Source organism: Alcaligenes sp. WGS1538, assembly GCF_043187505.1.
GTDB lineage: Bacteria > Pseudomonadota > Gammaproteobacteria > Burkholderiales > Burkholderiaceae_B > Alcaligenes.
In genome coordinates this window covers 2,451,399-2,474,833 of the sequence record NZ_CP171109.1, presented here as the reverse complement: position 1 = coordinate 2,474,833, position 23,435 = coordinate 2,451,399, and the positions used below count along the sequence as shown (strand labels likewise).

21 protein-coding genes are annotated in these 23,435 nt (G+C 64.9%); 19 read left to right on the top strand and 2 right to left on the bottom strand.

Going from position 1 to position 23,435, the window contains the following annotated elements:
• Positions 1 to 67: 67 nt before the first annotated feature.
• Positions 68 to 664 carry an outer membrane protein OmpA gene (gene ompA, locus ACF3ND_RS11510; RefSeq protein ID WP_394060553.1) on the bottom strand — a complete coding sequence of 199 codons (597 nt, stop codon included), beginning with the start codon at positions 662 to 664 and terminating at the stop codon, positions 68 to 70.
• A 438-nt stretch (positions 665 to 1,102) separates the two neighbouring features.
• Between ompA and gyrA the strand changes: the two genes are divergently transcribed.
• From gyrA to cysM, 15 genes are all read left to right on the top strand, one after another.
• The gene (gene gyrA / locus ACF3ND_RS11505; RefSeq protein ID WP_394060551.1) at positions 1,103 to 3,787 is read left to right on the top strand and encodes a DNA gyrase subunit A; all 2,685 of its coding nucleotides are present in this window, start codon (positions 1,103 to 1,105) and stop codon (positions 3,785 to 3,787) included.
• Complete coding sequence (gene serC / locus ACF3ND_RS11500) at positions 3,787 to 4,896, top strand: 3-phosphoserine/phosphohydroxythreonine transaminase (protein ID WP_394060549.1); 1,110 nt, start codon at positions 3,787 to 3,789, stop codon at positions 4,894 to 4,896. The genes gyrA and serC overlap by 1 nt, the downstream gene beginning before the upstream one ends.
• Entirely contained in the window at positions 4,889 to 5,980 is a 1,092-nt protein-coding gene (gene pheA, locus ACF3ND_RS11495; protein ID WP_394060547.1) for a prephenate dehydratase, read from the top strand. The genes serC and pheA overlap by 8 nt, the downstream gene beginning before the upstream one ends.
• A gap of 2 nt (positions 5,981 to 5,982) precedes the next feature.
• Positions 5,983 to 7,110 (top strand): histidinol-phosphate transaminase, encoded by a 1,128-nt coding sequence (hisC, locus tag ACF3ND_RS11490; RefSeq protein ID WP_394060546.1) that lies wholly within the window; start codon positions 5,983 to 5,985, stop codon positions 7,108 to 7,110.
• 2 nt (positions 7,111 to 7,112) lie between these two features.
• A complete protein-coding gene (locus ACF3ND_RS11485) occupies positions 7,113 to 8,018 on the top strand; it encodes a prephenate dehydrogenase (protein ID WP_394060544.1) in 906 nt (301 codons plus the stop codon).
• Complete coding sequence (gene aroA / locus ACF3ND_RS11480) at positions 8,015 to 9,337, top strand: 3-phosphoshikimate 1-carboxyvinyltransferase (protein ID WP_394060542.1); 1,323 nt, start codon at positions 8,015 to 8,017, stop codon at positions 9,335 to 9,337. Before ACF3ND_RS11485 ends, aroA begins: the two co-directional genes overlap by 4 nt.
• Entirely contained in the window at positions 9,334 to 10,014 is a 681-nt protein-coding gene (gene cmk, locus ACF3ND_RS11475) for a (d)CMP kinase (protein ID WP_394060540.1), read from the top strand. The genes aroA and cmk overlap by 4 nt, the downstream gene beginning before the upstream one ends.
• 84 nt (positions 10,015 to 10,098) lie before the next feature.
• Positions 10,099 to 11,817, top strand: coding sequence for a 30S ribosomal protein S1 (gene rpsA, locus ACF3ND_RS11470; protein ID WP_394060538.1), 1,719 nt, complete (start codon positions 10,099 to 10,101; stop codon positions 11,815 to 11,817).
• Positions 11,818 to 11,822: 5 nt separating this feature from the next.
• Positions 11,823 to 12,182, top strand: coding sequence for an integration host factor subunit beta (locus ACF3ND_RS11465; protein WP_394060536.1), 360 nt, complete (start codon positions 11,823 to 11,825; stop codon positions 12,180 to 12,182).
• Positions 12,183 to 12,297: 115 nt separating this feature from the next.
• Positions 12,298 to 12,639, top strand: a complete 342-nt coding sequence (locus ACF3ND_RS11460; protein ID WP_394060534.1) for a lipopolysaccharide assembly LapA domain-containing protein — start codon at positions 12,298 to 12,300, stop codon at positions 12,637 to 12,639.
• Between the two features lie 19 nt (positions 12,640 to 12,658).
• Entirely contained in the window at positions 12,659 to 13,912 is a 1,254-nt protein-coding gene (gene lapB, locus ACF3ND_RS11455) for a lipopolysaccharide assembly protein LapB (protein ID WP_394060532.1), read from the top strand.
• Positions 13,909 to 14,838 carry a D-glycero-beta-D-manno-heptose-7-phosphate kinase gene (gene rfaE1, locus ACF3ND_RS11450; RefSeq protein ID WP_394065826.1) on the top strand — a complete coding sequence of 310 codons (930 nt, stop codon included), beginning with the start codon at positions 13,909 to 13,911 and terminating at the stop codon, positions 14,836 to 14,838. The genes lapB and rfaE1 overlap by 4 nt, the downstream gene beginning before the upstream one ends.
• Positions 14,835 to 15,833 carry an ADP-glyceromanno-heptose 6-epimerase gene (gene rfaD / locus ACF3ND_RS11445; RefSeq protein WP_394060530.1) on the top strand — a complete coding sequence of 333 codons (999 nt, stop codon included), beginning with the start codon at positions 14,835 to 14,837 and terminating at the stop codon, positions 15,831 to 15,833. Before rfaE1 ends, rfaD begins: the two co-directional genes overlap by 4 nt.
• Before the next feature lie 109 nt (positions 15,834 to 15,942).
• Positions 15,943 to 16,329 carry a ComEA family DNA-binding protein gene (locus ACF3ND_RS11440; protein ID WP_394060528.1) on the top strand — a complete coding sequence of 129 codons (387 nt, stop codon included), beginning with the start codon at positions 15,943 to 15,945 and terminating at the stop codon, positions 16,327 to 16,329.
• Positions 16,330 to 16,446: 117 nt separating this feature from the next.
• Positions 16,447 to 17,352 carry a cysteine synthase CysM gene (gene cysM / locus ACF3ND_RS11435; RefSeq protein ID WP_394060526.1) on the top strand — a complete coding sequence of 302 codons (906 nt, stop codon included), beginning with the start codon at positions 16,447 to 16,449 and terminating at the stop codon, positions 17,350 to 17,352.
• Here cysM and mltB read toward each other — a convergent pair.
• Complete coding sequence (gene mltB, locus ACF3ND_RS11430) at positions 17,349 to 18,542, bottom strand: lytic murein transglycosylase B (protein ID WP_394060524.1); 1,194 nt, start codon at positions 18,540 to 18,542, stop codon at positions 17,349 to 17,351. The genes cysM and mltB overlap by 4 nt on opposite strands.
• An 11-nt stretch (positions 18,543 to 18,553) precedes the next feature.
• Here mltB and ACF3ND_RS11425 point away from each other — a divergent pair, with 11 nt between their 5' ends.
• From ACF3ND_RS11425 to ACF3ND_RS11410, 4 genes are all read left to right on the top strand, one after another.
• Positions 18,554 to 19,477: a histone deacetylase family protein gene (locus tag ACF3ND_RS11425; protein ID WP_394060522.1), complete on the top strand. Its 924-nt coding sequence runs from the start codon at positions 18,554 to 18,556 to the stop codon at positions 19,475 to 19,477.
• A 79-nt stretch (positions 19,478 to 19,556) separates the two neighbouring features.
• On the top strand, positions 19,557 to 20,306 hold the full coding sequence (locus ACF3ND_RS11420; protein WP_394060520.1) for an electron transfer flavoprotein subunit beta/FixA family protein: 750 nt from the start codon (positions 19,557 to 19,559) through the stop codon (positions 20,304 to 20,306).
• Positions 20,307 to 21,236 carry an electron transfer flavoprotein subunit alpha/FixB family protein gene (locus ACF3ND_RS11415; RefSeq protein ID WP_394060518.1) on the top strand — a complete coding sequence of 310 codons (930 nt, stop codon included), beginning with the start codon at positions 20,307 to 20,309 and terminating at the stop codon, positions 21,234 to 21,236.
• A gap of 265 nt (positions 21,237 to 21,501) precedes the next feature.
• On the top strand, positions 21,502 to 23,322 hold the full coding sequence (locus ACF3ND_RS11410) for an acyl-CoA dehydrogenase (protein ID WP_394060516.1): 1,821 nt from the start codon (positions 21,502 to 21,504) through the stop codon (positions 23,320 to 23,322).
• The last annotated feature ends 113 nt before the right edge of the window (positions 23,323 to 23,435 follow it).

The following is a 23,435-nucleotide window of genomic DNA, read 5'->3' as shown; positions in this document are numbered from 1 at the left end:
TTAAGGCCCCGCGAAAGCGGAGCCTTAATTGTAGCCTTAGCTACGGAAATGCGTGGCGCAGCAGGAATTACTTGCGGTTGCCGACGATTTCGATTTCCACGCGACGGTTCTGAGCGCGGCCTTCGCGGGTCTTGTTGGACGCCACGGGTTGGCTTTCGCCCTTGCCTTCAGCGTAGATGCGGTCAGCAGGAACGCCCTTGCTGATCAGGTACTGCTTGACGGTGTTGGCGCGACGCTCGGACAGCTTCTGGTTGTAAGCTTCGGTACCGATGGAGTCGGTGTGACCGGTGGCGATCAGGGTTTCCAGATTGATGGACTGAACGGTTTCAGCCACTTGATCCAGGACCTGGCGGCCTTCTGGCTTCAGCGTTGCCTTGTCGAAGTCGAAGAACGTGTCGGCGTTCAGGGTCACTTTGGTGACGGTGGGAGCTACGACGGGAGCTTCGGGAGCCTGAGCAACGGGCACACCGTCACAACCTGGAATGCCCGTGGCGGGAGTCCAGAAGTTGTTACGCCAGCACAGTTCGTTGGTGCCGTTCTTCCAAACGTCGCCAAACGGGTTGCGCCAGTTGTTGATCTCGCCGGATTCCTGTGCGGAAACTGCACCGGAGGCCGATACAGCGGCAATGGCGAGTACAAGTGCGATTTTGGAGGGTTTGTTCATATTTCTCCTCGTTGAGCTGATGCTGTTAAGTGACCGCAGCGAACCCCTGCCGCCGATTTACGGAACCAGTATAGCAATGCCCTGAACGGATCAAAGAATTGCGCTGGGTTTCATGCGTGTTAGCTCGAATCTTAAGACATTTCGGTCCCATGCGTTAGGTTGACGGGGAACGATTCGGCCAGATAAACGGAATTAACCCCGTTCTTTCCCGTTATTGTTGGTTTTAGGCAACAGGGCGTGAAGCGGGAGCGGGAGGCTGCGGACGGGAGGGCATGATCAGCCGGCACACTTCTTTTTCACGTCCGACCCCCCGCATCCGGACGGGGCGGGCGCGCCTGAATCGTCCGCTGCGTCCCTCTATGTGAAAGTGCTAGAATTTCCTCTTGTCCCGTTTACGGCTGGCTTACTGCTTAACCCATATCTATAAAGAATTAACCTATGGATTCCTTTGCCAAGGAGACGCTTCCCGTTTCACTTGAAGAGGAGATGCGCCGCAGCTACCTCGATTACGCCATGAGCGTGATCGTTGGCCGTGCTCTTCCCGACGTGCGAGATGGTTTGAAGCCTGTGCATCGCCGTGTCTTGTTTGCCATGCACGAACTCAACAACGATTGGAATCGTGCCTACAAGAAATCGGCCCGTATCGTCGGCGACGTCATCGGTAAATACCACCCGCACGGTGATTCCGCCGTTTACGACACCATCGTGCGCCTGGCGCAGGATTTCTCCATGCGCTACACGCTGGTGGACGGACAAGGCAACTTCGGCTCCATCGACGGCGACAATGCCGCCGCCATGCGCTATACCGAAATCCGCCTGGCCAAGATCGCGCACGAGCTGCTGGCCGACATCGACCAGGAAACCGTGGACTTCGTGCCCAACTACGACGGCAGCGAAAAAGAGCCGGCCCTGCTGCCATCGCGCCTGCCCAACCTGCTGGTCAACGGCAGCTCGGGCATCGCGGTGGGCATGGCCACCAACATCCCGCCGCACAACCTGGCCGAAGTGGTCAACGGCTGCCTGTATTGCCTGCGCAATCCGGAGTGTTCGGTCGATGAGCTGATCGAGCACATCCCTGCGCCCGACTTCCCGACCGGCGGCATCATCTACGGCATGTCCGGCGTGCGCGAAGGCTACCGCACCGGCCGCGGCCGCGTCATCATGCGCGCCAGCACGCACTTTGAAGACATGGAGAAGGGCAACCGCCAGGCCATCGTGGTCGACGCCATTCCCTACCAGGTCAACAAGAAGTCCCTGCAGGAGCGCATCGCCGAGCTGGTCAACGAAAAGCGCATCGAGGGCATCTCGGACATCCGCGACGAATCCGACAAGGACGGCATGCGCCTGGTGATCGAGCTCAAGCGCGGCGAAGTGCCCGAAGTGGTGCTGAACAACCTGTACAAGAACACCCAGCTGCAGGAAACCTTCGGCATGAACATGGTGGCCCTGGTCGACGGCCAGCCCCGCCTGCTGAACCTGAAGCAACTGGTGGAGTATTTCCTGAGCCACCGCCGCGAAGTGGTCACGCGCCGCACCGTGTTCCAGTTGCGCAAGGCGCGCGAACGCGGCCACGTGCTGGAAGGCCTGGCCGTGGCGCTGGCCAATATCGACGACTTCATCGAGATCATCAAGGCCGCGCCCACGCCGCCGGTGGCCCGCCAGGACCTGATGGCACGCTCCTGGGACTCCAGCCTGGTGCGAGAGATGCTCGCGCGCGCCGACACCAGCGCCATCGTGGGCGGCCGCCAGGCCTATCGCCCCGACGATCTGGGCGCCGAGTTCGGCATGGGCGAGGACGGCCTGTACCGCCTGAGCGAAGTGCAGGCCCAGGAAATCCTGAACATGCGCCTGCAGCGCCTGACCGGCCTGGAGCAGGACAAGATCGTCCAGGAATACCGCGAAGTCATGGACAAGATCGCCGACCTGCTGGACATCCTGGCCAGCCCCGCGCGCGTCTCGGCCATCATCGGCGACGAGCTGATCGCCCTGCGCGACGAATTCTCCGCCACCGGCAAGGACCTGCGCCGCTCCCAGATCGAGCACAACGCCACCGAGCTGGACACCGAGGACTTGATCACCCCCATGGACATGGTGGTGACGCTCTCGCACAGCGGCTACATCAAGAGCCAGCCGCTGTCCGAATACCGCGCCCAGCGCCGCGGCGGCCGCGGCAAGCAGGCCACCGCCATGAAGGAAGACGACTGGATCGACCAGCTCTTCATCGCCAATACGCACGACTACCTGTTGTGCTTCTCCAACCGCGGCCGGGTCTACTGGCTCAAGGTCTGGGAGGTGCCGCAAGGCTCGCGCAACTCGCGCGGCCGCCCCATCGTCAACATGTTCCCGCTGGAGGACGGCGAGAAGATCACGGTGGTGCTGTCGGTCAAGGAATTCAGCGAGGACCAGTTCGTGTTCATGGCCACCTCGCGCGGCACGGTCAAGAAGACTCCGCTGTCGGATTTCTCCAATCCCCGCAAGGCCGGCATCATCGCCGTGGGTCTGGACGAGGGCGACTACCTGATCGGTGCGCAGCTGACCGACGGCGTGCACGACGTCATGCTGTTCTCGGATGCCGGCAAGGCCGTGCGCTTTGACGAAGGCGACGTCCGCCCCATGGGCCGTGCGGCGCGCGGCGTGCGCGGCATGATGCTGGAGGACGGCCAGTCCGTCATCGCCCTGCTGGTGGCCGAAGATGAAAGCCAGTCCGTGCTGACCGCCACCGAGAACGGCTACGGCAAGCGCACCCCCATTGCCGAGTACACCCGCCATGGCCGCGGCACCAAGGGCATGATCGCCATCCAGACCTCGGCCCGCAACGGCAAGGTCGTGGGCGCCGTGCTGGTGCGCGATACGGACGAGATCATGTTGATCACCACCGGCGGCGTGCTGGTGCGCACCCGCGTTGCGGAGATCCGCGAGATGGGCCGCGCCACGCAGGGCGTCACCCTCATCAGCGTGGACGACGACAGCCAGCTCTCGGGCGTGTACCGCGTGGTCGAGACCGACGACGAGGTCGAGGCAAGCCTGGCCGAAGAGGGCCAGGCCGAGGACGGCCAGATCCAGGACAATCAGTCCGACTCCGCCGACGGACAGGCGAACACTACAGGCAAGGAAGACGTGTGATGCGCGTATGGAATTTTTCGGCAGGCCCGTCGATGCTGCCTTTGGAAGTGCTGGAGCAGGCCGCCGCCGAAATGACGGACTGGCGCGGCACGGGCATGTCCATCATGGAAATGAGCCATCGCGGCAAGGACTACATGGGCGTGCGCGACGAGGCCGAGGCCGACCTGCGCGCCCTGCTGGCCGTGCCCGATGATTTCGCGGTGCTGTTCGTGCAGGGCGGGGCGCAAGGCCAGAACGGCCTCATTCCCCTGAACCTGATCCAGCGTAATGGCAGCGGCAAGGCCGACTACGTGCTTTCGGGAAGCTGGTCGGTCAAGTCCTACGAAGAAGCCAAGCGCTACGGCGACATCCAGGTGGCCGGCACCAGCGGACACGAATGGCAGGACCTGGGCCGTACCTGGTCGCCCTGGACATGGTTCCAGGAACCCGCGCAATGGAAGGTGCGCCCGGACGCCGCCTACGTGCACGTGTGCACCAACGAGACCATAGGCGGGGTCGAATTCAACGACATGCCCAGCCTGGACGTGCCGCTGGTGGCCGACGTTTCCTCCAATATCCTGTCGCGTCCCATCGACTTCTCGCGCGTGTCGCTGGCCTATGCCGGCGCCCAGAAGAACGCGGGCATGTCCGGCATTGCCCTGATGATCATCCGCAAGGACCTGCTGGGCCATGCCATGGACGTCTGTCCCTCGGCCTTCAATTACGCCAATATCGCCGCCCAGCAGTCCATGTTCAACACGCCGCCCACGTACTCCATCTACATGGCCGGCCTGGTGTTCAAGTGGCTGCTGCGCCAGGGCGGGGTGGCCGCCATCCAGGAGCGCAACGCCGCCAAGGCGCAGGCCCTGTACGGCTACCTGGACGCCTCGGAGTTCTACTCCAACAAGGTGCATCCTGCGTACCGCTCCCGCATGAACGTGCCGTTCCTGCTGCGCGACGAGTCCCTGAACGGCGCCTTCCTGGAGCAGGCGCAGGCCGCCGGCCTGACTTCCCTGAAGGGGCACAAGAGCGTGGGCGGCATGCGCGCCTCGATCTACAACGCCATGCCGCTGGAGGGCGTGCAGGCGCTTATCGAATTCATGAACGACTTTGAACGACGGAATGGCTAATACCTTAACTGAACGCCTGCTGCCCTGGCGCAACCGCATCGACGAGCTGGATCGCCAGATTCTGGAATTGCTGAACGAGCGCGCCCGCGCGGCGCTGGAAGTCGGCAAGATCAAGCAGGACTTCAATGCGGACGAGGTCATCCTCAAGCCCGAACGCGAGGCGCGCATCGTGCGCCGGCTGCAGTCGGAGAACAAGGGGCCCTTCACGCCGGCCGCCGTCGAGGCGGTGTGGGGGCAGATCATCTCGGCCTGTCGCGGACTGGAGAGCGTGCTGCGCGTGGCCTACCTGGGCCCGCAGGGTTCGTTCTCCGAACAGGCGGCCTATGAGCACTTCGGCCACGCCCTGGACGGCCTGCAATGCGACTCCTTCGACGAAGTCTTTCGCAGCGTGGAAGTCGGCCAGGCCGATGTGGGCATGGTGCCGGTGGAGAACTCCACCGAAGGCGCGGTGAACCGCACCCTGGACCTGCTGCTCAATTCGCCGCTGCGCGTGCTGGGCGAGCGTTCCATCCGCGTGCACCACAATCTGCTGACCCAGTCCGGGACCATGGAAGGGGTCACCCGCGTCATGGCCCATCCGCAGGCCCTGGCGCAATGCCAGAACTGGCTGCAGAAGCATTACCCCCAGTTGCTGCGCGAAGCGGCCTCCAGCAATGCCGAGGCCGCGCGCATCGCCGCCGACGATCCCACCGTGGCCGCGATCGCGGGGAACACGGCGGTCACCGCCTGGAACCTGGGCGTGGTGGAGTCGGGCATCCAGGACGACCCGCACAACCGTACCCGTTTCCTGGCCATCGGCAACATCGAGTCCCTGCCCAGCGGCAACGACAAGACCAGCATCATCCTGGCCGTGCCCAACCGGGCCGGCGCCGTCTACGACATGCTCTCGCCGCTGGCCGTGCACGGCGTGTCCATGACGCGCCTGGAGTCCCGCCCGGCCCGCACCGGCCAATGGGAATATTATTTCTACGTCGACCTGATCGGTCACCGCGACGAGCCCGCCATGGCGGCCGCCCTGACCGAACTGAAGAAACAGGTCGCCTTCTTCAAGATCCTGGGGTCCTACCCCGTCAACGATTTCTGATCATGACAAGCACACGCGCAGCACTGGAGGCGGCCGTCGCCGACCATATCCTGGCCATCGCCCCTTATCAGCCCGGCAAGCCCGTCAGCGAGATCGCCCGGACTTTCGGCCTGGAGGAGGGCAGCATCGTCAAGCTGGCCTCCAACGAAAACCCGCTGGGCATGTCCGATTCCGTGCGCAGCGCCGTGGCGCGGGCCGTGCAGGAGCTGGGCCGCTATCCCGATCCCAACGGCTTCGACCTGAAGCAGGACCTCTCGCGCCGCTACCAGGTGCCGGCCGACTGGATCACGCTGGGCAATGGCTCCAACGATCTGCTGGAGCTGATCTCTCTGGTGCTGCTGGGGCCCGATGTCTCCTGCGTGTACGCCGAACACGCCTTCACGGTCTACAAGCTGTGCACCCAGGAGCGCGGCGCGCGCCACATCATGGTGCCGGCGGTGGATTACGGCCACGACCTGAACGCCATGCTCGAGGCCATCCGGCCCGACACGCGCCTGCTCTTCATCGCCAATCCCAACAATCCCACGGGCACCTTCCTGCCCGGGGAGCAGATCGAGGCCTTCCTTGCCCAGGTCTGGGAGCGGCATGGCCGCCAGGTCACGGTGGTGCTGGACGAGGCCTACAACGAATACCTGGATCCCGACCTGCGCTTTGACAGCGCCGACATGGTGCGCCGCTACCCCAATCTGATCGTCACGCGCACCTTTTCCAAAGCCTATGGTCTGGCCGGCCTGCGCATTGGCTACGCCTTGGCGCAGGCGGAGCTGACGGACATCCTTAACCGGGTGCGCCAGCCCTTCAACGTCAACAGCGTGGCGCTGGAGGCGGCCCGCGCCGCCCTGGCCGATCAGGACTTTCTGCAGCGCAGCTACGAATTGAACCTGGCCGGCAAGCAGTTCCTGGGCCAGTTCTTCGAGTCCCTGGGCTTGGAGTACGTGCCCAGTCACGGCAACTTCATCCTGGTGCGCGTGGGCGATGCGGCGGGAATCAACCTGGCCCTGCTCAAGCAGGGCGTCATCGTGCGGCCCGTGGCCGGCGACGGCCTGCCCGAGCATCTGCGCATCACCATCGGCTTGCCGGAAGAGAACCAGCGCTTCGCGCAGGCTCTGACCGGCATCTTGCGGGCTTGACCATGACGGCACTGCCAGAGTCAGTGACGCCGGCGCCACTGATTCCGGTGCTCGCCGTGGTGGGAGCAGGGCTGATCGGCGGCTCGCTGGCCCTGGCGCTCAAACGCGCCGGCGCCGTGGGCCGGGTGCTGGGCGTGGGCCGACAGCTCAAGACGCTGCGCCGCGCGCAGGAACTGGGCCTGATCGACGAGATCGCGACCCTGGAACAGGCGGCCGCGCAGGCCGACCTGATCATGCTGGCGACTCCCATCGGCGCCATGGGCTCCGTGCTGCGCGCCTTGCGGCCCCATTTGCGCGACGACACCCTGGTCAGCGACGCGGGCAGCACCAAGGTCGACGTGGTGCAGACCGCCCGCGAGGCGCTGGGCGAGCGTATCGGCCAGTTCATCCCCGGTCATCCTATCGCCGGCGCCGAGACCCTGGGCCCCGATGCCGCGCGCGCCGACCTGTACGAAGGCCGCAATGTCATCCTGACTCCCCTGGAAGAAAATCGCCCGCCGGCGCGTGAGCGGCTGATCGCCGTCTGGGAGCGTTGCGGCGCGCGCGTCATGCTGATGGACCCGCCCACCCATGATCAGGTGCTGGCCTCGGTCAGCCACGTGCCCCACTTCCTGTCGTCGGTATTCATGTGGCAGGTGGCCTCCAGTGCGAATTCGGATCAGCGTTTCGCCCTGGCCGGCACGGGTTTTCGTGATTTCACCCGCATCGCCGCCGGCTCGGCGGAAGTCTGGCGGGACATTTTCCTGAGCAACCGGAGCGCCGTGCTGGCCGAGCTCAAAGAGGTGCGCCTGGCGCTGGACCAGGCCGAGCAGGCCTTGCAGGACGGCGACGGCCAGGCCTTGTATGAATTTCTGGAGCGCGCCGCCCTGGCGCGACGTTTTTGGGCGAGCAGGAGCGGTTTGCAATGAGCCAGAGTGATCGTATTGTCTTGAACCCCGTCACCCGGGCCCGCGGCGAGCTCGAGCTGCCCGGGTCCAAGAGCATTTCCAACCGTGCGCTGCTGCTGGCGGCGCTGGCGCGGGGGCGCACCCGCCTGGAGGGGCTGCTGCATTCGGACGATACCCGCGTCATGCTGGCCGCGTTGCGGCAGATGGGCGTGGAGGTGCAGGACCTGGGGCAGGGAACGGTGGAGATCGAGGGCGGGGCGCCGTTTGCGCTGCGCGACGCCGACCTGTTCCTGGGCAATGCCGGCACGGCCTTCCGCTCGCTGACCGCCGCGCTGGCCCTGATGGGCGGGCGCTTCACCCTGAGCGGCATTCCCCGCATGCACGAGCGCCCCATCGGCGACCTGGTGGACGCTTTGCGCAGCCTGGGCGCGGACGTGCGCTGCCTGGGCAAGGAAGGCTATCCGCCGCTGGCCATAGGCGCGGCCCCGCAAGGGGACGCGCGCAGCGTCTCCGTCAAGGGTTCGGTGTCCAGCCAGTTCCTGACGGCCTTGCTCATGGCCGCGCCCCTGCTGACCGCCCAGACCGGGCAGGATCTTTGCATAAGCGTGGACGGCGAGCTGATCTCCAAACCCTACATCGAGATCACGCTGGCCATGATGGCCCGATTCGGCGTGGCGGTACGCCGCGACGGCTGGCGCAGCTTCACGGTGCCGGCCGGCGCCGCCTATGCCAGTCCCGGCCTGTACCCGGTGGAGGGGGACGCTTCTTCTGCCTCCTATTTCATCGCACTGGGCGCCCTGGGCGGCGGGCCGGTGCGCATACGCGGCGCGGGCACGGACAGTTTGCAGGGCGACATCCAGTTCGCCGACGTGGCCCAGGCCATGGGCGCGCACATCGAACGCCACCCGCAGGAGCTGGTGGTCAGCGGGCCCCGCGTGGCGGACGGCGAGCGGCTCAAGGCCTTCGACATGGACTTCAATCGCATCCCCGACGCGGCCATGACGGCCGCGGCCATGGCCATGTTTGCCGACGGACCCTGCACGCTGCGCAATATCGCCAGCTGGCGCGTCAAGGAGACCGACCGGATCCACGCCATGCACACGGAACTGGCCAAGCTGGGCGCCCGGGTGCAGTCCGGCCCCGACTGGCTGACGGTGCATCCCATCGCGCAGACGGACTGGCGGCCGGCCAGCATCCACACCTACGACGACCATCGCATCGCCATGTGTCTTTCGCTCGCCAGCTTCGGCCCCGTGCCGGTCACGATCCTGGACCCGGGCTGCGTCAGCAAGACTTTTCCTGATTATTTCTCCGTTTTCCAGAAGCTGGTGCAGGCATGACCGAAACTTCTTCCATTCCCGTCATCACGATCGACGGCCCCACCGCTTCCGGCAAGGGCACCATCGCCCACCAGGTGGCCGAGCGCCTGGGCTGGCACACGCTGGACAGCGGCGCCCTGTACCGCCTGACGGCGCTGTCCTGCCTGCGCCGCCAGGTGGACGCCAAGGACGAATCCGAGGTCCAGCGCGTGGCGGCCGATCTTGATATCCGTTTCCAGCATCCCCGCATTTTCCTGGAGGGCGAGGACGTCACCGAAGCCATACGCCAGGAGCAGGTAGGCAATCTGGCCTCGCAGGTGGCGGTCATGCCCGGCGTGCGCGGCGCGCTGCTGCAGCGCCAGCGCGACTTCCGCGTCGCCCCGGGACTGGTGGGCGACGGCCGCGACATGGGCACGGTCGTGTTCCCCGACGCGCCTCTGAAGATCTTCCTGCTGGCCGACGCCGAAGTGCGCGCTGAAAGAAGATGTAAACAGTTGAACGAAAAGGGGATTTCTGCTAATCTAGCGAGTCTTTTAGCGGACCTTCGCGCGCGCGACGAACGCGACCGCACGCGGGCCCACGCTCCATTGGTGCCTGCGCAGGACGCCCACATCGTGGATTCGTCCCGGCTCAGCATCGAAGAAACCGTAAATATCGTGCTCGACCTCTGGTCGGGCGTGTCGTTCCCGTCGGCGTGATCCTGCGCCGAGCGGGTTTTGTTCACTCCACCGGGTTCGCCTGGTGTGTTTTTTAACAGCCACTGTGGCTGATGGATTGATTTAATGTCCACTAACCTTCACACAGACGCAACGGGCGGCGAAAGCTTTGCCGATTTGTTTGCAGAAAGCATCAAAAACCAAGACCTGAAAAGCGGCGAAGTCATCTCCGCCGAAGTTCTGCGCATCGACCACAACTATGTTCTGGTCAACGCCGGTCTGAAGTCCGAGGCCCTGATCCCCCTCGAAGAGTTCCTGAACGACCAGGGCGAGCTGGAAGTCCAAGCTGGCGATTTCGTGTCCGTGGCCATCGATGCTTTCGAGAACGGCTATGGCGACACCATTCTGTCCCGCGATCGCGCCAAGCGCCTGTCGGCCTGGCTGTCCCTCGAGCAGGCGCTCGAGTCCGGCGAGCTGGTCAACGGTACCATCACCGGCAAGGTCAAGGGCGGCCTGACCGTCATGACCAACGGCATCCGCGCCTTCCTGCCCGGTTCGCTGGTCGACCTGCGTCCCGTCAAGGACACCACGCCATACGAAGGCAAGACCCTGGAATTCAAGGTCATCAAGCTGGACCGCAAGCGCAACAACGTCGTGCTGTCGCGCCGCGCCGTGCTGGAAGCCTCCATGGGCGAAGAGCGTCAGAAGCTGCTGGAAACCCTGTCCGAAGGCGCCATCGTCAAGGGCATCGTCAAGAACATCACCGACTACGGTGCGTTCGTGGACCTGGGCGGCATCGACGGCCTGCTGCACATCACCGACATGGCCTGGCGCCGTGTCCGCCACCCATCCGAAGTTCTGCAGGTGGGTCAGGAAATCGAAGCCAAGGTCCTCAAGTTCGACCAGGAAAAGAGCCGCGTCTCCCTGGGCGTCAAGCAGCTGGGCGAAGATCCATGGATCGGCCTGGCCCGTCGCTACCCGCAGAACACCCGCCTGTTCGGCAAGGTCACCAACCTGACCGACTACGGTGCGTTCGTTGAAGTGGAAGACGGCATCGAAGGTCTGGTGCACGTGTCCGAAATGGACTGGACCAACAAGAACGTCGACCCACGCAAGGTCGTGACCCTGGGCGAAGAAGTCGAAGTCATGGTTCTGGAGATCGACGAAGACCGTCGCCGCATCTCGCTGGGCATGAAGCAGTGCCGCGCCAACCCATGGGAAGACTTCGCCATCAACTTCAAGCGCGGCGACAAGGTCCGCGGCGCCATCAAGTCGATCACCGACTTCGGCGTGTTCGTCGGTCTGCCTGGCGGCATCGACGGCCTGGTGCACCTGTCCGACCTGTCCTGGTCCGAGTCCGGCGAAGAAGCCGTGCGCAACTTCAAGAAGGGCGACGAAGTCGAAGCCGTGGTTCTGGGCATCGACACCGACAAGGAGCGCATCTCCCTGGGCATCAAGCAGCTGGAAGGCGATCCGTTCAACAACTTCGTGGCCACCTATGACAAGGGCGCCGTGGTGAACGGCGTGATCAAGTCGGTTGAGCCCAAGGGCGCCGTCGTGACCCTGTCGCTGGACGTCGAAGGCTATCTGCGCGCTTCCGAGATCTCCTCGGGCCGCGTCGAAGACGCCACCACCGTCCTGAAGGAAGGCCAGGAAGTCGAAGCCATGATTCTGAGCGTGGACCGCAAGACCCGTTCGATCCAGCTGTCGATCAAGGCCCGCGACACGGCCGAGACCGCTCAATCCATGGCTCGTCTGTCCGAAGCCAGCGCTTCGTCCGGCACGACCAATCTGGGTGCTCTGCTGCGTGCCAAGCTGGACCAGCAGCAACGTGACGACGGTTAATCAGCGTGACCAAGTCTGAGCTGATCGCGCTGTTGGCCAGCCGCTATCCGCAGCTGGCCCTGCGCGACATGGATTTCGCCGTGAAAACGGTACTGGATTCGATGACCCAGGCCCTGGCCAACGGTCAACGGATCGAAATCCGCGGATTTGGCAGCTTTTCGCTCTCCACCCGCTCTCCGCGGGTGGGGCGCAATCCCAAGTCGGGGGAAAAAGTGCTGGTGCCTGGCAAGCAGGTGCCGCACTTCAAGGCCGGCAAGGAATTGCGCGAACGCGTGGATTCTGTTTTTCTCCAGCAGGAACAGGCTGAAACAGACGACCAGTCGTCGGCGTTCGAGCAGCTGAATGCGCGGGTCCGTCACGGCTAAAGACACCCTTGCAAGCTGATGAAACAGGCCCTTTACAGGGCCTGTTTTGCGTGTGCGCTAAACTACGCTTCCACGTACAATCAGGCATTATAAAAACACTGTTGGAGCCTTAATAATGCGCTATCTAGTCTGGGTACTGCGTTTGCTCGTCTTCGTGATCGTGCTGCTGTTCGCCCTCAAGAACACCGAGCCCGTGCAGGTGAATTTCTTTGCCGAGCACATTATTCAGGACGTTCCCCTCATCGTCGTCATGCTGGGCGCCTTCATCCTGGGCCTGGTCATGGGCTTGCTGCTCATGGTGGGCGCGCTCATGCGCCGACGCCGCGAGAACAATCGCCTGCGCCGCGACATCGATCGCCTGCAGGAGCGGCTGGAGCAGTCCGGCCAGGCGCCGGTCGCCCCTGCGGTCGCCCCTGCGGTCGCCCCCGAAACCGTCGCACCCCTGGCGCCGTTGTAATCAGCCGGAGTAACACACTGTGGATTTTGAAACCTGGTGGCTGGTCTTTGTCCCCATCCTGTTCGCTCTTGGTTGGGTTGCGGCGCGGGTGGATTTCCGGCAAATGATGTCAGAGACCCGCAGCCTGCCCGATTCGTATTTCAAGGGCCTGAATTTCCTGCTGAATGAAGAACCGGACCGCGCCATTGACGCCTTCGTGGAAGTGGCCAAGCTGGATCCGGAGACCACCGAGCTGCATTTTGCGCTGGGCAGCCTGTTCCGCCGCCGCGGCGAGATGGAACGCGCCATTCGTGTGCACCAGAGCCTGTTGTCGCGCGCCGACCTGCCGGCGGCCGACCGCGAGAACGCCCAGTTCCAGATCGCCCAGGATTTCCTGAAGGCGGGCATGCTGGACCGCGCGGAGGCCGCTTTCGAAGCGGTGCGAGAAACCCGCTTCGCCGTTCCCGCCATGCGCGCCCTGATCCGGATCTACGAGTCCGAGCACGACTGGCCCCGCGCCATCGAGGCCGTGCGTCGCCTGCGCGCGCTGGTGGACGAGCCCGTTCCGCAATTGGTGCATTACCAATGCGAACAGGCCGAGACCGCCCTGCAGGGCAGGCAGCCGGACTTCGAGCACGCTTCCAAGGCCCTGGACGAGGCCGACAACGCCATCCGCAAGCTGGGACCGGAGCAGACGACTCAGGCGTCGCAGGCTCGCGTGGCGTCCCTGCGCGCCCGCGTGGCGCGCATGCAGGACCAGGTGGAGCAGGAGCGCGCCTACCTGGTGTCCATCCTGGCCAGTGCGCCGGAATACGTGGGGCTGTATGCCGCCGAGCTGCTCGACAGCTACCGCCGGCTGGGCCGCGAGGACGAAGGCGTGGCCATGCTGCGCAGCCATTACCAGCATCACCCCGGCCTGGACATCTTCAATGTGCTGTTCCGCGTGCTGCGCGAGCGCCAGGGTTACCAGCAGGCCTGGGCCTTCGCCCGCGAAGCCCTGCGCTCGCATCCGTCGCTGCTAGGGCTGGACAAGATGCTGGAAGTGGAGCTGCAGGACGAAAGCCAGCATGCGCAGGCCCGCGCCCAGCAGGAGCCGGGCTTGTCCGCGGCGGCCGACATCGTGGCCGGGGCCGACCTGAGCCTGCTGCGTTCGCTGATCCACAAACACACCCAGCGCCTGGACCGCTATTCCTGCAAGGTCTGCGGCTTCGAGGCGCGGCATTATTATTGGCAATGCCCAGGCTGCAATTCCTGGGAAACCTACGCCCCTCGACGACTCGAGGAACAAAGATAATGGTATTTCCGACACAGGCCGTACAGGCCAGCCGGGTGCTGGTGGTGGGAGACGTGATGCTGGACCGCTACTGGTTCGGCGACGTGGACCGCATCTCGCCCGAAGCCCCGGTCCCGGTGGTCAAGATGGGCCGCACCGAAGACCGTCTGGGCGGCGCGGCCAACGTAGCCCGCAACATCGCCGCGCTGGGCGGCCAGGCCAGCCTGCTGGGCGTCGTGGGCCTGGACGAGGCCGGCGCCAAGGTGCGTGAACTGGCCTTGCATGACCACGTGCAGGCGCATTGGGTGCAGGACCCCGGCATGCCGACCTCGCTCAAGCTGCGTGTGCTGGGCCGCCAGCAGCAGCTGCTGCGGGTGGATTTCGAGCATCGCCCGGGTGTCGGCGCCCTGGAGCAGTTGCGCAAGCAGATGGATGTCTTGCTGGAGGCGCATCAGGTCGTGGTGCTGTCCGACTACGCCAAGGGCTCGCTGGCCCAGGTGGAGGCCCTGATCGCGCTGGCGCGCGAGAAAGGCATACCGGTACTGGTCGATCCCAAGGGCAGGGCCTACCAGCGCTATCATGGCGCCACCATCCTTACGCCCAACCGTTCCGAAATGCAGGAGGCGGTCGGCGCCTGGACGGACGAGGACGATCTGCAGGAGCGCGCGCAGCGGCTGCGCCGCGAACTGGACCTGGAAGCCTTGCTCATCACTCGTTCCGAGCAGGGCATGACGCTGTTCACCGGGCAGGGCAGGGAGCATGTGGATGCGCAGGCGCAGGAGGTGTTCGACGTCTCGGGCGCGGGAGATACCGTGCTGGCGACGCTGGCCGTCATGAGGGCGGCCGGCCTGGGCTGGCTGGATGCGATGCGCTGGGCCAACCGCGCCGGCGGCATCGTGGTAGGAAAATTGGGCACGTCCGTGGTGACGGCAAAGGAATTGGCATGATCGTGGTAACGGGCGGCGCCGGCTTCATCGGCAGCAATCTGGTCCTGGGGCTCAACCGCCAGGGGGTGACGGACATCCTGGTGGTGGACGACCTGACCGACGGCGACAAGTTCGTCAATCTTGTGCACGGACAGATCGCGGACTACATGGACAAGGACGATTTCCGCGCCCGGCTGGCGCGCGACGAATTCGACAATATCGAGGCCATCCTGCACCAGGGCGCCTGCTCGGACACCACCGAGCGCAACGGCCAGTTCATGATGGACAACAATTACCGCGTCACGCTGGAAATATTCGAGTACTGCCAGCGCAAACGCATTCCGCTGCTGTACGCTTCCTCGGCGGCCGTCTACGGCGCCGGCCCCCGCTATGCCGAGGACCTGGCCAACGAGGCGCCGTTGAACGTCTACGGCTATTCCAAGTTCCTGTTCGACCAGGTGCTGCGCCGCGAATTGCCCTCGCTGACCGCGCCCGTGGTGGGGCTGCGCTATTTCAATGTTTACGGTCCCCAGGAACAGCACAAGGGCCGCATGGCCTCGGTGGCCTACCACAATATGCTGCAGTACCGGCGCGACGGCCACGTGCGCCTGTTCGGCGGCTGGGACGGTTACGCGGACGGCGGCCAGCAGCGGGACTTCGTCTTCATCGACGACGTGGTGGCGGTCAACCTGCATTTCCTGGGCCAGGACCAGCAGTCCGGCGTGTTCAATTGCGGCTCGGGCCGTGCGCAGCCGTTCAACGATGTGGCCCAGACCGTGGTCAACACCTTGCGCGAGCACGACGGGCTGGAGCCTTTGCCTCTGGAGGAACTGGTCAATCAGCAGGTCCTGCAATACATCGCCTTCCCGGACGACCTGAAAGGCCGCTATCAGAGCCATACCGAAGCGGACCTGACTCAACTGCGCGCCGCTGGCTACGACAAGCCCTTCCACGACGTGCAAAGCGGCGTGGGCGAGTATGTGCGGCGGCTGCTGCGCAGCGGCGCGCTGAAGTAGGCTGTTTGCGTCCATGCGCAAGTGCGCGCATGGATATCCGGCCGTCCGGACGCCCCGGCCCGGGGCGCCGCGTAGCACCATAAAGGCTCCTTTTCATGGAGCCTTCATCATGTATTCTTCTCTGTTTTCCCGTTCCGTCCCGGTCCCTGTCCGCCGCATGCAGCCTGCATGGCGCGCCGGAGCGGGGCGACTGGCGGCTGCGCTGCTGCTGGCTCTCTCGCCGGGCCTGGCCGCATCGGTCGATCTGAACTCCGCCGGCGCCGAGCAATTGCAGCAGATCAAGGGCATAGGCCCGCGCACCGCGCAGCTCATCCTGGAGGAGCGACAGCGCGGCGGGCCCTTTGATTCCCTTCAGGACCTGGCCGACCGGGTCAAGGGCATAGGCCCCAAGAAGCTCGACACCATGCAGCAATCGGGCCTGACGGTCGGCTCCCCCAAGCAGGAGGGCGGCGCGCCGGCCGCCCGTCCGGCTGCGGATATGCGAAAAAAGCCGTAGCCCTGGGGCGCGTCTCGCTTTAAGCTAATAGGTTGTTGTTTGGACGCCGCTGCCGGCATGCCTTGGCCGGCGGCGGTGCTGCGCCGGATCGAGCGCGTCAGGCAAGGTAGAACGCTGATGAAAAACTATCCCACAATCGAAGATACCGTAGGCCACACTCCCTTGGTGCGGCTGCAACGCATTCCGGGCGAATTCGGCCAGGCCCGCGGCAATGTCATCCTGGCCAAGATCGAGGGCAACAATCCGGCCGGTTCCGTCAAGGACCGCGCGGCCAGCTCCATGATCCGGCAGGCTGAACTGCGCGGCGACATCAAGCCCGGCGACACCCTGATCGAGGCCACCAGCGGCAATACCGGCATCGCGCTGGCCATGATCGCCGCCGTGCGCGGCTACAAGATGGTGTTGATCATGCCCGACAACCTGTCGGTGGAGCGCCGCGCCTCCATGACGGCCTACGGTGCGCAGCTGATCCTGACCCCGGCCAAGGAAGGCGGCATGGAATACGCCCGCGACCTGGCCATGAAGATGCAGGCCGAAGGCAAGGGCAAGGTGCTGGACCAGTTCGCCAACAAGGACAATCCCGCCGCCCATGTGGGTTCCACGGGGCCCGAGATCTGGCAGCAGACCGACGGCCAGGTCACTCATTTCGTGAGCGCCATGGGCACCACGGGCACCATCATGGGCGTGGGCAGCTATCTGCGCAGCAAGAACGACAGGATCGTGGTGGTGGGCGCCCAGCCGGCCGAGGGCTCGCAGATCCCGGGCATTCGCAAGTGGCCCGAGGCTTATCTGCCCAAGATCTACGATCCCGCCAAGGTCGACGAATTCGAATCCATCAGCCAGCAGGAGGCCGAGGACATGACCCGCCGCCTGGCGGCCGAAGAGGGCATCTGCGCCGGCATATCCTCGGGCGGCGCCCTGGTTGCGGCCATGCGCGTGGCCCGCCGGGTGGAGAACGCCACGATCGTTTTCATTGTCTGCGATCGCGGCGACCGTTACTTGTCCACCGGCGTCTTCAATTAATTGGGGTTGCCGTAGCCCATCTGCGCGGCCAGTTCCGAAGCCAGGTCGGCGACCGAGCTGGCGTAGAAGTAGCTGCGGTTGTAGTGGGTGATGGCGAAGAAATTGGGCGTGCCCAGGCGATACTCCGTGGTGTTGCGGGGCTCGTCCACCAGATTCACCACGCCCAGCCGGGCCTGTTGCCAGGGGGCCGCGTGGCTGGCTTGACCATGCGCCGCCGCGCCTGCCTTTCGCAGTTCCGCCCAGGTGCGCTTAGGGAAGATGCCGCCATCCACCATGCCTTGATTGGCGGCGCTCAGGCGCGCCGGCGCAAACACCGGCAGCCCGGGCTCCCAGCCGTGCGCGCGCAGGAAATTGGCGATCGAAGCCATGGCGTCCACGGGGTTGTTGCGCAGGTCTATGCGCCCGTCGCCATTGCCATCCACGGCATAGCGGATCAGGCTGCCCGGCATGAACTGGGGCATGCCCATGGCTCCCGCAAACGACCCTTGCACGATGCGGGCGTCCAGCTCGCCTTCATGGTGCAGCTGGATCAGGTCGGCAAGCTGGTCGCGGAACAGCTGGCTGCGCTCGGGACGGCTGTCGTCCGGATAGGCGAAGCCCAGGGTGAACAGGGCGTCCAGCACCTTGAAGTCGCCCATGATCTGGCCATACACCGTCTCCACGCCCAGGATGGCCACGATGACCGAGGGCGGCACGCCGTAGGCCTGCGAGATGCGGTCCAGGTCGGCGCGGTGCTCTTGCCAGAACGCCACGCCGCGCCGGATGCGCACCGGGTCCACGTTGCGCTGGCGGTAAGTGGCCCAGCTGCGCTTGATTCGTCCGCTCGTGGGGCGCATCAGCTTGACGGCGGTGGGGTTGTACTGCGCCTGCAGCAGCAGGTCCGTGACCACGTCCAGCGGCACCTGGCGGGTGCGGGAGACGTCGCGCGCGTAGGCGGCGATATCCTCGGTCAACTGGCCGGCGGCGGTGAAAAACAGGGTGCGGCCCGAGTGCGACTCGCCCGCGCGGATGGAAGCGGGCTCGGCCAGGGACTTGATGGCGACCACGCCGGCGTTGCGTTCAGGGGCGGTGGAGGAGGCGGGGCCGGCGGCCTCGGCCCGCGGGCTTGCCGTCTTGGGCGGGGTGGCGGCGCAGCCGGCCGTGGTCAGCGCAATCAGCGCCGCTTGCAAAATACGAGTGGGTCTGAACATAATCCATCCTCATGGAGACACTATATATTACCCATCCGGCATGTCATCTGCATGAGATGGGACGATGGCATCCCGAAAGTCCGGAACGGCTGGACGCCATCAATGACCAATTGCTGTCCAGCGGCCTGGCGTCCTACCTGCTGCAGCGCAAGGCCCGGCCGGCCACGGACGAGGACATCCTGCGCGTGCACGATGCCGCCTATCTGCAGCAGCTCAAGCAGCAGCTTCCGCGTCAGGGCTATTTCAACATCGACGCCGACACCCTGATGAACCCCCATACGCTGGAGGCGGCCTATGCCGCCGCCGGCGCGGGCCTGGATGCGGTGGACGGCGTCATGGGCGAGAAGGCGGCCGGCGCGTTCTGTTCGGTGCGCCCGCCCGGCCACCACGCCGAGCGCAACCGGGCCATGGGCTTTTGCTTTTTCAACAATGTGGCGGTCGCGGCGGCCTATGCCATGGCCCGCTACGGGCTGACGCGCGTACTGATCGTCGATTTCGACGTGCACCACGGCAACGGCACCGAACAGATCTTTGCGGGCGACGAGCGGGTGCTGATGTGCAGTTTCTTCCAGTACCCGTTTTTTCCTGGCTCATATCAAGTTCCTCCACCGCAAAACATGGTAAACATACCGGTTGAGGCCTATACAAAGTCGGCGCAGGTCCTGGATGCGTTCAAGCACGAATGCATGCCCCGGATCGAAGCATTCCGACCCGAAATCGTGTTTTTTTCGGCCGGCTTCGATGCACACCGCGAGGATGAAATGGGACAGCTCAGTCTGGTCGAGGCGGACTACGCCGAATTGACCGCCCTGGTGGTCAAGGCCTGTGCGCCCAGCGCCGGGCAGCGCCTGGTCAGCATGCTGGAAGGCGGCTATGACGCGTCGTCCCTGGGGCGCAGCGTGGTGGCCCACTTGAAGGCCCTGGCCGGACTATAGGCGGCCGCACGCGCGGGACAGCGGGCTGTTCCGGAGACAAATCTTTACTTCTATTCAAGATAGCCTTGGAGAAAACTAGATGAAGGTGTTAGTACCCGTGAAACGCGTAGTTGACTATAACGTCAAGGTGCGCGTGAAATCCGACCAGTCCGGGGTGGATATCGCCAATGTCAAAATGTCCATGAATCCTTTCGATGAAATCGCCGTCGAAGAGGCTACCCGCCTGAAGGAAAGCGGCGCGGCGAGCGAGGTGGTGGCGGTATCCTGCGGCGTGGCCCAGAGTCAGGAGACGCTGCGCACCGCGCTGGCCATCGGTGCGGATCGCGCCACGCTGGTGCAGACCGACGCCGAGTTGCAGCCCCTGGCCGTGGCCAAGCTGCTCAAGGCCGTGGTGGACAAGGAACAGCCTCAACTGGTGATCCTGGGCAAGCAGGCCATCGACGACGATTCCAATCAGACCGGCCAGATGCTGGCCGCGCTGCTGGACTGGCCTCAGGCCACGTTCGCCAGCAAGGTCGAACTTTCGGCCGACAGCGTGTCGGTCACCCGCGAGGTCGACGGCGGCCTGGAAACCGTCAAGCTTACGCTGCCTGCCGTCATCACCACCGACCTGCGCCTGAACGAGCCGCGCTATGTCACGCTGCCCAACATCATGAAGGCCAAGAAGAAGACCCTGGAAACCCTGACACCCGAAGAGCTGGGCGTGGACGTTGCGCCGCGCATCAAGACGCTCAAGGTCAGCGAGCCGCCCGTGCGCTCGGCCGGGGTCATCGTGCCGGATGTGGCTACGCTGGTGGAAAAACTGAAGAATGAAGCGAAGGTGATCTAAATGTCGATTCTTGTAATTGCCGAGCACGACAACCAGCAGCTCAAGGCTGCAACCCTCAACACCGTCGCCGCTGCGCAGAAGATCGGCGGCGACGTCCATGTCCTGGTGGCCGGCCACCAGGCCCGCGCCGTGGCCGAGCAGGCCGCCCAGGTGCAGGGCGTGGCCAAGGTGCTGCTGGCCGACGGCCCCTCCCTGGCCGACGGCCTGGCCGAGAACGTGGCCGCCCAGGTGCTGGCCGTGGCTTCGTCCTACGGCCATATCCTGTTCCCCGCCACGGCCTCGGGCAAGAACGTGGCCCCGCGCGTGGCCGCCAAGCTGGACGTGGCCCAGGTGTCCGACATCCTTTCGGTGGAATCGCCCGACACCTTCACGCGGCCCATCTATGCCGGCAACGCCATCGCCACGGTGCAGTCGGGCGATGCCGTCAAAGTCATCACCGTGCGCACGACCTCGTTTGACGCCGTTGCCGCCCAGGGCGGCAGCGCCGCCATCGAAGAGCAGGCCGCCGTCGCCGATTCGGGCCGTTCCTCCTTTGTCAGCCGCGAAGTGGCCAAGAGCGATCGTCCCGAGCTGGCCGGCGCCACGGTGGTCGTTTCCGGCGGACGCGGCCTGGGCAGCGCCGAGAACTTCAAGATGCTCGACGGCCTGGCCGACAAGCTGGGCGCGGCCCTGGGCGCCTCGCGCGCGGCGGTCGACGCAGGCTATGCGCCCAACGACTGGCAGGTGGGCCAGACCGGCAAGATCGTCGCCCCGCAACTGTATGTGGCCGTGGGCATTTCCGGCGCCATCCAGCACCTGGCCGGCATGAAGGATTCCAAGGTCATCGTGGCCATCAACAAGGATCCGGAAGCGCCGATCTTCGGCGTGGCCGACTACGGGCTGGTCGCCGACCTGTTCGAGGCGGTGCCCGAACTGGAAAAAGCGCTGTAAAACCCAGCAGCCTGCCGGTGAGATCGTCGGCAGGCTTTTTTTTACCGCCGGACCGCTCCAAGGTAAAAAGCGCCCCCTCGGGGGATGAGCCCGGTCACAGGACAGTCCCTGCGGACTGTCCCGCGCCTGGCGAATCCGAGCCGCATGCCGACCGCAAGGTGAACGGCATGCCGACGGCGCGGCGTGCGGGGTATTTTTCTTTCATTGCGTGTCCAGCAGGGCGCGGCACTGGCAGCGGCCCTGTCGTTTCTGTGTAGGAGTGTTCATGACTTATCGTGTTCCCACCCAAGACATCCGCTTTGTGCTGAAGGAGCTGGCCGATCTGCCCGGCGTACTGGAATTGCCTGGCTACGAAGAGTTCTCGCCCGAGCTGATCGACGCCATCCTCGACGAGAACGCCCGCTTCGTCGAGCAGGAAGTGGCGCCTCTGAACCGCGTCGGGGATGAGCAGGGCGCGCAATGGAAAGACGGCCAGGTGACGACGGCGCCGGGTTTCAAGAAAGCGTTCGACGAGTTCGCCAAGGCGGGCTGGCAAGGCCTGCAGCACGAACCCGAGCTGGGCGGCCAGGGCCTGCCCAAGCTGATCGGCGCGGTGGCCGGCGAAAACATCAACGCCGCCAACCTGGCTTTTTCCTTGTGTCCGCTGCTGACGGATGGCGTGATCGAAGCCCTTTCCCTGGTCGGCACGCTCGAGCAGAAGGAACGCTTTCTGCCGCCCCTGCTGGAAGGCCGCTGGACCGGCACCATGAACCTGACCGAGCCGCAGGCCGGTTCGGATCTGGCCCAGGTCGCCACTCGCGCGGTGCGCCAGGACGACGGCAGCTACCGGCTGAGCGGCCAGAAGATCTTCATCACTTACGGCGAGCACGATCTGGCCGAGAACATCGTCCATCTGGTGCTGGCGCGCACGCCGGACGCCCCGCCCGGCGTCAAGGGCATTTCCCTGTTCATCGTGCCCAAGTTCCTGGTCAAGGAGGACGGTTCCCTGGGGGCGCGCAACGATGTCTGGTGTGCGTCCCTGGAGCACAAGCTGGGCATACATGGCAGCCCCACGGCGGTGCTGCTGTACGGTTCGGGCAAGGGCGACGCGGGCGAGGGCGCCGTCGGCTACCTGGTGGGTGAGGAAAACCGCGGCCTGCAGTACATGTTCATCATGATGAATGCGGCTCGCTATGCGGTCGGCCTGCAGGGCGTGGCCGTGGCCGAGCGAGCCCTGCAGCAGGCCAGCGCCTACGCCCGGGAGCGCGTCCAGGGCGCGCCCTTGAACGGCGGCAAGCAGGCCGTCTCCATCGCCCATCATCCCGATGTGCAGCGCATGCTGCTGCAGATGCGCGCCTTGACCGAAGGCGCGCGCGCCCTGGCGTATTTCGCGGCAGGCATCAACGACAAGGCGCGCTGCAGCGCGGATGAGTCCGTTCGCCGGCGCCACCAGGCGCTGTACGAGTTCCTGGTGCCGGTGGTCAAGGGCTTCTGCACCGAGATGTCGGTCGAGGTCGCCTCGCTGGGCGTGCAGGTGCATGGCGGCATGGGCTTCATCGAGGAGACCGGCGCCGCGCAGCATTATCGTGACGCGCGCATCCTGCCCATCTACGAAGGCACCACGGCCATCCAGGCCAATGACTTCATCGGCCGCAAGGTGCTGCGCGATGCGGGAACGGTCGTCCAGACCCTGTCTCCGCAACTGGAAGAGACCATCGCCCGCCTGCGCGAACGCGCCGACCAGTCCGAGGAGCATGCCTCGGCCCTGAACCTGATCGCCGACCGGCTCGAGGGCGGCATGCAGAACGTCGAGCTGGCGGCCACCTTCACCCTGATGAATGCGCAGCAGAACCTGCCTGCCGTGTTCCTGGGCAGCGTGCCCTTCCTGATGCTGGCCGGTTATGTGTTGGCCGGCTGGCAGATGGCGCGCGCCGCGCTGGCCGCCGAAACGGCGCTGGCCCAGGACAGCCAGGATGTCTTCCTGCGCCGCAAGCTGGCGACCTGCGTGTTCTATGCCAGCCATATCCTGCCGCGAGGCGATGCGCTGGCCCTGTCCATTTCCGATGGCCTGGAGCTCTCGCCGTATCTGTCGGCGGACCTGCTGTAAGGCGTCGTCGGGGAGCGCGGTCCGCTCCCCGGCCCGGCTTCAGATGGCTATAAACTTATAAGCAATGGCTATTTGAAATGAGCCTCTTATGCTGACAAAATCTATCCATCAAC

Bases quoted from the DNA above. Each gene is read 5' to 3' on its own strand.
- hisC (WP_394060546.1), top strand. From the start codon at position 5,983: ATGACAAGCACACGCGCAGCACTGGAGGCGGCCGTCGCCGACCATATC.
- cmk (WP_394060540.1), top strand. From the start codon at position 9,334: ATGACCGAAACTTCTTCCATTCCCGTCATCACGATCGACGGCCCCACC.
- serC (WP_394060549.1), top strand. From the start codon at position 3,787: ATGCGCGTATGGAATTTTTCGGCAGGCCCGTCGATGCTGCCTTTGGAA.
- ACF3ND_RS11410 (WP_394060516.1), top strand. From the start codon at position 21,502: ATGACTTATCGTGTTCCCACCCAAGACATCCGCTTTGTGCTGAAGGAG.
- ACF3ND_RS11420 (WP_394060520.1), top strand. From the start codon at position 19,557: ATGAAGGTGTTAGTACCCGTGAAACGCGTAGTTGACTATAACGTCAAG.
- rfaD (WP_394060530.1), top strand. From the start codon at position 14,835: ATGATCGTGGTAACGGGCGGCGCCGGCTTCATCGGCAGCAATCTGGTC.
- ACF3ND_RS11460 (WP_394060534.1), top strand. From the start codon at position 12,298: ATGCGCTATCTAGTCTGGGTACTGCGTTTGCTCGTCTTCGTGATCGTG.
- mltB (WP_394060524.1), bottom strand. From the start codon at position 18,542: ATGTTCAGACCCACTCGTATTTTGCAAGCGGCGCTGATTGCGCTGACC.
- cysM (WP_394060526.1), top strand. From the start codon at position 16,447: ATGAAAAACTATCCCACAATCGAAGATACCGTAGGCCACACTCCCTTG.
- ACF3ND_RS11440 (WP_394060528.1), top strand. From the start codon at position 15,943: ATGTATTCTTCTCTGTTTTCCCGTTCCGTCCCGGTCCCTGTCCGCCGC.
- ACF3ND_RS11485 (WP_394060544.1), top strand. From the start codon at position 7,113: ATGACGGCACTGCCAGAGTCAGTGACGCCGGCGCCACTGATTCCGGTG.
- pheA (WP_394060547.1), top strand. From the start codon at position 4,889: ATGGCTAATACCTTAACTGAACGCCTGCTGCCCTGGCGCAACCGCATC.
- ACF3ND_RS11425 (WP_394060522.1), top strand. From the start codon at position 18,554: ATGGAGACACTATATATTACCCATCCGGCATGTCATCTGCATGAGATG.
- rpsA (WP_394060538.1), top strand. From the start codon at position 10,099: ATGTCCACTAACCTTCACACAGACGCAACGGGCGGCGAAAGCTTTGCC.
- ompA (WP_394060553.1), bottom strand. From the start codon at position 664: ATGAACAAACCCTCCAAAATCGCACTTGTACTCGCCATTGCCGCTGTA.
- aroA (WP_394060542.1), top strand. From the start codon at position 8,015: ATGAGCCAGAGTGATCGTATTGTCTTGAACCCCGTCACCCGGGCCCGC.
- ACF3ND_RS11415 (WP_394060518.1), top strand. From the start codon at position 20,307: ATGTCGATTCTTGTAATTGCCGAGCACGACAACCAGCAGCTCAAGGCT.
- gyrA (WP_394060551.1), top strand. From the start codon at position 1,103: ATGGATTCCTTTGCCAAGGAGACGCTTCCCGTTTCACTTGAAGAGGAG.